The sequence below is a fragment of the Streptomyces sp. 4N509B genome (assembly GCF_052245655.1).
Lineage (GTDB): Bacteria > Actinomycetota > Actinomycetes > Streptomycetales > Streptomycetaceae > Streptomyces.
On record NZ_JBQQBZ010000001.1, the window covers coordinates 478,575 to 487,238 of the forward strand.

9 protein-coding genes are annotated in these 8,664 nt (G+C 74.9%); 5 read left to right on the forward strand and 4 right to left on the reverse strand.

Annotated features, from left to right (window positions below; translation table 11 throughout):
* Positions 1-37: 37 nt before the first annotated feature.
* Positions 38-877 (reverse strand): siderophore-interacting protein, encoded by an 840-nt coding sequence (locus ACTWP5_RS02100; protein ID WP_443218898.1) that lies wholly within the window; start codon positions 875-877, stop codon positions 38-40.
* Positions 878-1,042: 165 nt separating this feature from the next.
* On the opposite strand from ACTWP5_RS02100, the gene ACTWP5_RS02105 reads away from it, so the two are divergent.
* A complete protein-coding gene (locus tag ACTWP5_RS02105; RefSeq protein ID WP_443218899.1) occupies positions 1,043-1,498 on the forward strand; it encodes a MarR family winged helix-turn-helix transcriptional regulator in 456 nt (151 codons plus the stop codon).
* A 2-nt stretch (positions 1,499-1,500) separates the two neighbouring features.
* Positions 1,501-2,292 (forward strand): helix-turn-helix domain-containing protein, encoded by a 792-nt coding sequence (locus tag ACTWP5_RS02110; RefSeq protein ID WP_443218900.1) that lies wholly within the window; start codon positions 1,501-1,503, stop codon positions 2,290-2,292.
* Here ACTWP5_RS02110 and ACTWP5_RS02115 read toward each other — a convergent pair.
* The 3 genes from ACTWP5_RS02115 to ACTWP5_RS02125 all read right to left on the reverse strand — a co-directional run bounded on the left by ACTWP5_RS02115 (position 2,279) and on the right by ACTWP5_RS02125 (position 4,470).
* Entirely contained in the window at positions 2,279-2,689 is a 411-nt protein-coding gene (locus ACTWP5_RS02115) for a VOC family protein (RefSeq protein ID WP_443218901.1), read from the reverse strand. The genes ACTWP5_RS02110 and ACTWP5_RS02115 overlap by 14 nt on opposite strands.
* 99 nt (positions 2,690-2,788) lie before the next feature.
* The gene (locus ACTWP5_RS02120) at positions 2,789-3,778 is read right to left on the reverse strand and encodes a GNAT family N-acetyltransferase (protein WP_443218902.1); all 990 of its coding nucleotides are present in this window, start codon (positions 3,776-3,778) and stop codon (positions 2,789-2,791) included.
* Between the two features lie 5 nt (positions 3,779-3,783).
* Positions 3,784-4,470, reverse strand: a complete 687-nt coding sequence (locus ACTWP5_RS02125) for a DUF2269 domain-containing protein (protein WP_443218903.1) — start codon at positions 4,468-4,470, stop codon at positions 3,784-3,786.
* A gap of 131 nt (positions 4,471-4,601) precedes the next feature.
* Here ACTWP5_RS02125 and ACTWP5_RS02130 point away from each other — a divergent pair, with 131 nt between their 5' ends.
* The 3 genes from ACTWP5_RS02130 to ACTWP5_RS02140 form a co-directional block, all read left to right on the forward strand.
* On the forward strand, positions 4,602-6,203 hold the full coding sequence (locus ACTWP5_RS02130; RefSeq protein WP_443218904.1) for a serine hydrolase domain-containing protein: 1,602 nt from the start codon (positions 4,602-4,604) through the stop codon (positions 6,201-6,203).
* Between the two features lie 292 nt (positions 6,204-6,495).
* Complete coding sequence (locus ACTWP5_RS02135; protein WP_443218905.1) at positions 6,496-7,701, forward strand: globin domain-containing protein; 1,206 nt, start codon at positions 6,496-6,498, stop codon at positions 7,699-7,701.
* Between the two features lie 160 nt (positions 7,702-7,861).
* On the forward strand, positions 7,862-8,664 hold an 803-nt coding region (locus tag ACTWP5_RS02140), incomplete at its 3' end, for a pyridoxamine 5'-phosphate oxidase family protein (protein ID WP_443218906.1).

Consider the following 8,664-nt stretch of genomic DNA (forward strand, 5'->3'; position numbering starts at 1 on the left):
GTGAGGGCGCCGCCGGGCGCCGGGGTGGGTCAGGAGGTCAGGAGAAGGGGGCCGCTTCCTGTTCGCGTTCGATCCGCTCGTTCCACTCGGCCTTCGAGGACTGCCAGCCGTCCTCGTTGGTGCCGTGGCGCCAGTAGCCGGAGATGGACATCTGGTCGCGGGCCAGACCGCGGTCGTGGCGCAGGTGGCGGCGGATGTCGCGGACGGCGTGGGCCTCGCCGTGGACGAAGGCGTGGACGGTGCCGGGCGGGAAGTCGAGGGCGGTGATCGCGGGCAGCAGGGTGGCGCCGGGGCGCTCCTGGCCGGCCTCGCGGGTCAGCCAGGTCAGCTCGACGGAGCCGGGTGAGTCGATCGTCTGTCGCTCCTCGGGTCCGGCGACCTCGATGAGGACGGTGGCCGGCGCGCCGGCGGGCAGGGCCTCGAGCGCGGCGGCGATGGCGGGCAGGGCGGCCTCGTCGCCGGCCAGGAGGTGCCAGTCGGCCTTGGGGTCGGGGGCGTAGGCACCGCCGGGGCCGGAGAGGTGGAGGACGTCGCCCGGCTGGGCGGCGGCGGCCCACGGGCCGGCGACGCCCTCGTCGCCGTGGTGGACGAAGTCGATCGTGAGCTCGCGGGCGGCGGGGTCCCAGGCGCGGACGGTGTAGGTGCGGGTGAGGGGCCACTGGTCGCGGGGCAGCTCGGCGCGGATGGTGGCGAGGTCGAAGGGGGTCGGGTAGGCGACGCCCGGGATCGGGAAGAGCAGTTTGACGTAGTGGTCGGTGTAGCCGTCGGTGCCGAAGGCGTGCAGGCCGTCACCGCCGAGGACGACCCGGATCATGTGGGGTGTCAGGCGGTGGGTGCGCAGGACCCGGCCGTGGTGGGTCTGGGGTGAGCGTGCCATGGATGAGCCCCCTGGTCGTGAGCGACGGTGCGTGACGTCGAGGACGTCAGTGGAGGACGTCAGTGGCATCAGTGACGTCAGGGACGTCCGCGACGTTCCTAAGGTTAGGGTCACCTAACCAGGTGGACAGGTCAACTTCGCTGGTGTGGCGCTAGGGTCGGAGCCATGGGCACGGCGGACGAACGGGTGCCGGAGCGGCTGTGGTCCACGCCGAGCTGGCTGTTGACGCATGCCGCGACGCACGCGGCGCGGCTGGTGTCGGAGGCGTTCGTGTCGGTCGGGGCGCGCCGGTACCACTTCGCGTTGTTGGCGGCGCTGGCGGAGTTCGGTCCGGCCAGTCAGGCGGCGCTGGGGCGGCGGTGCGGCATCGACCGCAGCGACGTCGTGGCGGCGCTCAACGAGCTGGCGGAGCTGGGGCAGGTCGTGCGGGAGCCGGATCCGGCGGACCGGCGGCGGAACGTCGTCACGTTGACGACTGAGGGTGAGCGGCAGCTGGCGCGGGCCGACGAGGCGCTCGCAGGGGCGCAGGGCGCGCTGCTCGCGCCGTTGGCGGAGGGTGAGCGCGTGGAGCTGGCGCGGCTGCTGGCTGTGCTGCTGGCACACCATCGTGAGGCGTCCTGAGCGTGTACCGGGAGCGGCCTTCCGCGATCGCGGGCGCGGTGGTGTGGTGGAGCGCCCCCGAGGCCGACGGCGCCGTGGGGCGGGTGCTGCCCGACGGGTGCATGGACCTGATGTGGTCCGAGGACCGGGGTCTGGTGGTGGCCGGACCGGACACGCGGGCCCACGTGCCGGAGGTCGGGGACCGGGCGCCGTACGTCGGGGTGCGTTTCCCGCCCGGGGTCGGGCCGGACGTGCTCGGTGTCCCGGCGTGTGAGCTGCGGGATCTGCGCGTGCCGCTGGCGGAGGTGTGGCCCGGACGGGAGGTGCGGGAGCTCACCGACCGTTTCGAGCGGTCCGGGTGTGCCGGGGGCGGTCGAGGCGGCGGGCCGCCCCTTGGCGTCCCGGGTGACGCCCCGGGCGGTGTGGCGGGCGGCGGCCGGGCCGGCGGGTGGCCGGGTGGGGCGGCGGCGGTGGCCGGCGTGTTGGAGGCGGTGGCCGCGCGGCGCCTGGTGCGGGCGCCCGAGGCGGAGCCGTGGCGCGACGCGGCGGTGGCGTCGCTGGCGCGGGGGCGGAGCGTGGCCCAGACGGCCGACGCGGTGGGGCTGAGCGAGCGGCAGCTGCGCCGCCGCAGCCTCGCCGCCTTCGGCTACGGGCCGAAGACGCTGGCGCGGGTGCTGCGGATGCGGCGGGCGCTGGCCCTGGCACGGCGGGGAGTGGCGTTGGCGGAGGTGGCGGCGGCGTGCGGCTATGCCGACCAGGCTCACCTCGCGCGCGAGGTGAGGGCGCTGGCCGGCGTGCCGATCACGGCGTTGTAGCCGGGGGCAGGGGGGCGAAGAGGTCGACGCTGTTGCCGTCGGGGTCGCGGACGATCGCGTAGCGCTGTCCCCAGAAGGCGTTCCAGGGGGACTTCTCGCCCTGGTATCCGGCCTGGGTGAGCTCGACGTAGAGCGTGTCGACCTCGGCGTGACTCTCGCAGAGGAACGCGAGCGACTGGCGGGGGCGCCCGCCCGTGGGCGGGCTCCACTCGGGGTGGAAGGACCGGACGGTGTCGGCGGTGTCCCAGGCGAGGCGCAGCCCGCCGGGGAGGGCGACCTCGACGTGGGGTTCCTTCTCGGCGCCGGGCGGGATGTCGACGCCGAGGCGGCGGTAGAAGGCGAGCGAGGCGGCCATGTCGTCGGTGACGAGTCCGACGAGGTCGAGTCGTGGTGTCATGCCGGCAGGCTAGGTGGCCGGCGTGTGGCGGGTCTTGAACGAATCGGACGCTCTCGCACGATCGGCGGCTCTGTGGCTCGGCGGCTCGGCGCGAGGGTGTCAGCCGAGGGCGACGGAGTAGGGCGCGTAGCGCCGGGTGGCGTCGCCCGGGAGGTCGGGGACGCCGCGGACCATCAGCGCGGTCTGGCCGGCGTCGGCGAGGCCGCGGTCGCGGAGCCAGGCCGCGAACGCCGGGTGCGTGCCCGCGTCGACGTCGACGCGCAGCGGAACGCCCGCGGGGGCGGCGGCGGCCAGTCGGGTGAGGAGCGCCTGGGCGGTGGGAAGGTCGTCGGCGACGAGCGGCCCGACCACGGTGGTGTCGGACGTGGGCCAGGCCGCGGCGTAGCCGGTGAGGCGCCCGCCGGGGGTGGCCTCGGCGACGAGGAACTGGTCGGCGAAGGACGGCAGCCGGGTGAGGAGGCCGGTGCGGTCGGCGCCGAAGGCGAGGAGGTCGTGCGCGAGGAGCGCGGGCAGGTCGGCGGCGACGGCCGGGCGCACCGTCGAGCCCGAGCCCGTGACATCCGTGACATCCGTGACACCCGGTGTGGCCGGGACGGCCGGGGCCTTCGGGCCGGTGAACGCGCCGCGCAGCAGGGTGACGGTGCCGACGGAGACGAAGCCGAGGCGTTCGTAGAGCGGCCTGCCGTAGGAGGTGGCGGTGAGGAAGGCGGCCGGGGTGTCGACGGCGGCCAGCGCGTGGCGCAGGAGGCGCGCCCCGAGTCCGCGGCGTTCGCAGCGAAGCGCCACCAGCATCATGCCGATGGCGCTGATCGCGTCGCCGTGTGCCGCCGCGCCGCGCGGGAGCCCGCCGTAGGGGGTGACGACGACCGCGGCGACGAGTCCGCCGTGCGGGTCCCCGGGCGGCGCGTCGATGCCGTAGCCCTGGCCGGCGGTGAGGAGGAGCCGCCACTTGTGGTCCTCGGGCGGCCAGCCGCGGTCGGCGGCGAGGTCGACGCAGGCGGCCAGGTCGGCGGGGGTGAGCCGGCGGATGGGGAGGGCGGCCAGGGTGTCCGGGGCGTTGGTGGCGTGCGGAGCGGCGTCGGTCGTCACGGGGGTCAGCCTGTCTGACGGTGTGTGGCGCCTGCGAGTGGTTTTCCGTTACCGATCGGAGAACGTCGGGAACGTGCGCCGCCGCCGTCATGGGTGGCGCCCTCGGCGCCCACGGCGCGTTCGGCGCGTTCGGTGCCCCGGGCGACCGTGCGGGCGCGGGCGCGCTGGTCGCGGGCGTGCTGCCCTCGGCGGGTGAGGCCCCAGGGCTTGAGGTAGGAGATGACGGTCATGAAGAGGTAGAGGGCGAGGGAGACGGACGGGGGGAAGAGCAGGCCGCTCGTGTCCGTGACGGTCCCGCCGGCGTCGACCTCGGCGGCCGCCTCGTTGATGCCGGCCCGGAACGCGAAGGTGGAGGCGGTGGCGGCGATCAGGGTGAGCCAGAACTTGGTGTACACCCAGCGGTGGTGGGCCAGGCCCCACGGGGTGCCGAGCGCCAGGACGAGGCCGGTGGCGAGGGTGGTGAGGGCGAGGGGGACCAGCAGCCAGTCGCCGAAGAGCTTCATGGCGCGGTAGGCGGACGCCGCCACCTCCGGGGTGTCGGCGGTGGCGCCCGTGACCGCCAGGAGGAGCAGGCTCAGGCTGAGGCCGAGCCAGCTGACGGAGACGGTGACGTGGGTGATCAGGACGGCCCGTCGGGCGGGGCGCGGGAGATGGGGCAGGGCGGATGCTCTGGCTGCGCTGGCGCGTGTCATGGGTTCACCGTGCCGTCGGGCGGGGCGCGGGTCGTCTGACGGCGGGAGTAACCGTTCGTACTCGCTGACGAGTACGCGCGACGCGGCGTTATTCGCTGGCGTGGGGCGGGAGCCGGTCATAAGGGTGGAGCATGACGCGAACGACAGACGGCTTCGACGGCCCTGACGACTTCGACCGACGCGACGATCCGCGTGAACCCCGGCGCGGGTCCGCGCACGCGAGTGGGCCCTTCGACGGGCTGGTGGACGGGTGGGAGGACCTGCCGCTGCTGTCCGGCACGCGGCGGGCGTTGGCGCACCGGGTGGCGGTGGAGCAGGCGGGCGGGCGGACGCCGTCGGTGGTGGCGGGGGTCGTGCGGCACGGTCGGCTCGTGTGGCGTGGCGGGCGCGGCGAACTCCCCGGCGCGGCCGACGCCGTGGACGCCCCCGACGCCGTGGACGGCCCCGACGCCGTGGACGTGCGTGACGTCGCGGACGCCCCCGACGTCGCGGACGTGCAGTACCGCATCGGCTCGATCACGAAGACGCTGACCGCGCTGCTGGTGATGCGCCTGCGCGACGAGGGCCTGATCGACCTCGGCGACCCGCTCGGCGCGCACCTGTCCACGCCCCACGCCGGCGACGCCACCATCGCCCAGCTGCTCTCCCACGCCTCCGGCCTGGCGGCCGAGCCGCGCGGCCCCTGGTGGGAGCGGACGCCCGGCACGCTGCGCCCCGAGCTCGCGGACCTCTTCGGCGAGCCACCCCACGAGACCCCCCGCAAGCACCCCACGGGCCGGCGTCACCACTACTCCAACGTCGGCTACGCCCTGCTGGGCGCCCTCGTGGAGAGGAAGCGGGACGCGCCGTGGGCGACAGCGCTGCGCGAGGAGGTGCTGGAGCCGCTCGGCATGCGCCGCACCACGTTCCTGCCGGTCGCGCCGCACGCCACGGGCTGGGCGGTGCACCCGCTCGCGGAGCTGCGGCAGCCGGAGCCTGCCGCGGACACGGGCCTGATGGCGCCGGCGGGCCAGCTGTGGTCGACGGTCGCGGACCTGGCGAGGCTGGCGGCGTTCCTGCTGGCGGGCGACGAGCGGGTGCTCGGCGCCGCGAGCCTGGCGGAGATGCGGACGCCGGCGGTCCCGCCCGAGCCGGGGGCCTGGGAGTCGTCCTACGGCCTCGGCCTCCAGCTGTGGCAGCGCGGGGAGCGGCTGCTCGTCGGGCACGGCGGCTCGATGCCGGGCTTCCTGGCGGGCCTGTGGACCTCGCCCGGCGAGGGCCTGGCGGCCGTCGCGCTGACGAACGCGACGTCGGGGCCGTTCACGGGGGCGCTGGCGGCGGACCTGGTCGCGGAGGTGGCGGCGCGCGAGCCGGCGCTGCCCGAGCCGTGGCGGCCGATGCCGGAGGCGGAGGTGGACCAGGAGCTGCTGGCGCTGACCGGGCCGTGGTACTGGGGGACCCACGGGTACGAGCTGCGGCTGCGGTCCGGCCGGGAGCTGAGCCTGGTGTCGGCCACGGGGGCGGCGACGGGCCGCTGTTCGCGGTTCGTGCCGCGGGCCGTGGCGGACGGCGGTGGCTGGATCGGGCAGGACGGCTACTTCGCGGGGGAGGTGCTGCGGGTGGTGCGGCGGCGGGACGGCTCCGACGCGGTGAGTCACCTGGACCTCGGGACGTTCGTCCTCACGCGGCGCCCGTACGACCCGGAGGCGGACGGGGTGCCGGGCGGCGTCGATCCCGCAGGTTGGAGGGCGTGAGGCGGGCGGGAGGCGGCGCGCGGCGGGTGGGAGGCGGCGCGCGGCTGCCCGCAGGAAACGGACGAAGAGGTGATTCTTCGCTAACTTCTCGTTTCCATGAGGGGGTTGTGTCTCAGCCCCATAACGGTAGGGTCAGTTCCATATCCGAGTGACGCAAGGTCGTCGTGCAAACGTTCAGAAACGTTCAGGCGAGATCGTTCAGAACGGATTGAGGCGGACCGAGAGTGGTCGCGGGGGCTCGCGGCGGGTGCCGGTCCTGGTGACCGGACGTTGATCGAGACGAGGCAGGGTCATGACCGCGATATGGGCCGACGACGGGGCGGCGACCACCGGCGCTGTGAGCCCAGGCGGCGGCACGGGGCCGGGCGGCGCGCCACCCTCCCGTGACGCCGTCCTCATCCGGCGCACCCTCGCCGAGATCGAGCCGGTCGCCGACCACGTCACCTCGTACTTCTACGCCCTGCTCTTCCTGAACCACCCCGAGCTGCGGGACATGTTCCCCGCCGCGATGGACTCCCAGCGCGACCGGCTGTTCGGCGCGCTGCTGACCGCCGCCGAGCGCATCGACGACCGGGAGCGGCTGGTGCCGTACCTGGAGGCCCTCGGCCGCGGCCACCGGAAGTACGGCACGCGCCCCGAGCAGTACCCGGCGGTCGGCGAGTGCCTGATGGCCGCGCTGGAGCTCTACGCGCCGCGCAGCTGGGGCCCGGACACCGAGGCGGCCTGGGTGCGGACGTACACCCTGATGTCGCAGACCATGATCGACGCCGCGGCCGACGACGAGGCCGTGGCGCCCGCGTGGTGGCACGCGGAGATCGTGGCGCACGAGCGGCGCACCGCCGACATCGCCGTCGTCACCGTCCGCCCCGACCAGCCCTACGGCTACCGCGCCGGCCAGTACACGGCGATCGAGACGCCGTGGTGGCCCCGGGTGTGGCGGTACTACTCCTTCGCCAGCGCCCCCCGCGACGACGGCACCCTGTCGTTCCACGTGAAGGCGGTCCCGGCCGGCTGGGTCTCCCGCGCGCTGGTGCACCGGGCGCGTCGCGGCGACGTGGTGCGGCTCGGCCCGCCGGCCGGCGCGATGTCGGTCAACCACGACTCGGACGACGGACTGGTCTGCGTCGGCGGCTCGACGGGCATCGCGCCCATCAAGGCGCTGGTGGAGGACGTGGCCGGGTCCGGCAGGAGACGCCCCGTGGAGGTCTTCTTCGGGGCCAACCGGGACGCCGAGCTCTACGCGCTGGACGACTTCCTGGACCTGGAGCGGCGCCACCCGTGGCTGTCGGTGCGGCCGGTGGTCGCGGAGTTCGCCACGCGCGGCTTCGCGGGCCGGCTTCCGGACGCGGTGCGGAAGTTCGGGCCGTGGCCCGGCTGCGACGGGTACCTCTCGGGGCCGCCGCTGATGATCCGCAAGGGCGTCGACGCGATGCTCTCGGCCGGCATTCCCGCCGACCGGATATGGCACGACTTCACGGGGACGCTGAGTGTGAGTTGACCGTGTGCGTGTGACCCGTGCGGCGCGTGGGGGCCGCGGGCCGCGGGGCCACGGAGCGGGGAGCGCGAACGGTGAACGGGGAACGGGAACGGGGCGAGAACGAGCGACGAGCGACGACCAGCGAACAGCGTGAGAGCGCTTGAGGAACGGCATTTAAGGCATGGATGACACAGCGGGGACATCGCAGTACGCGGGAAGCGCGGGAAGCGCGGGAGGCAACGGACAGGCGCCGCGGGTGTCGCCGTCGCCGCCGCTGCCGGCCCGTGACGACCGACCGGGCAGCGACGGCGAACACGCCCTCCAGCGACGGCTGGGAAGCGAGGCGCGCGCCGACCGCTTCTACCGCGAGCAGATGCTGGACCACCTCAACGAGCGGATGTGCGAGTTCGTCGCCCGCCAGGAGTGGTTCTTCCTGGCCACCGCCGACCGACACGGCGAGTGCGACAACAGCTTCCGAGCCGGCCCCGCCGGCTTCCTGCGCGTGCTGGACCCGCGCACGCTGATCTTCCCCGAGTACCGGGGCAACGGCGTCCACGCCTCCCTCGGCAACATCGCGGAGAACCCGCACGCCGGGCTGCTGCTCGTCGACTTCGACCGGGCGCGCATCGGCCTGCACGTCAACGGCAGGGCCCGCATCGTTCCCGACGCCGAGATGCGGGCCGCCCACCCCGACCTGCCGGTCGACCCGGTCCCCGGGCGCCGCGCCCAGCTGTGGGTGCGGGTGGAGGTGCAGGAGGCGTACATCCACTGCGCCAAGCACATCCCGCTGATGGTCAAGGGCGGCAGCCACGCGGCGGCGGACTGGGGTACGGACGACTACAAGCGCAAGGGCGGCGACTTCTTCGGCGCGGCCAGGGACGCCCAGGCCAGGGCGGCGAACGCGGAGGCGGAGGCGGGAGCGGCTCCGGCGTCGCCCCCCGTTCTTCCGCCTCCCCCCGCCCCCGTGGCCCCCGCCCCCGTGTC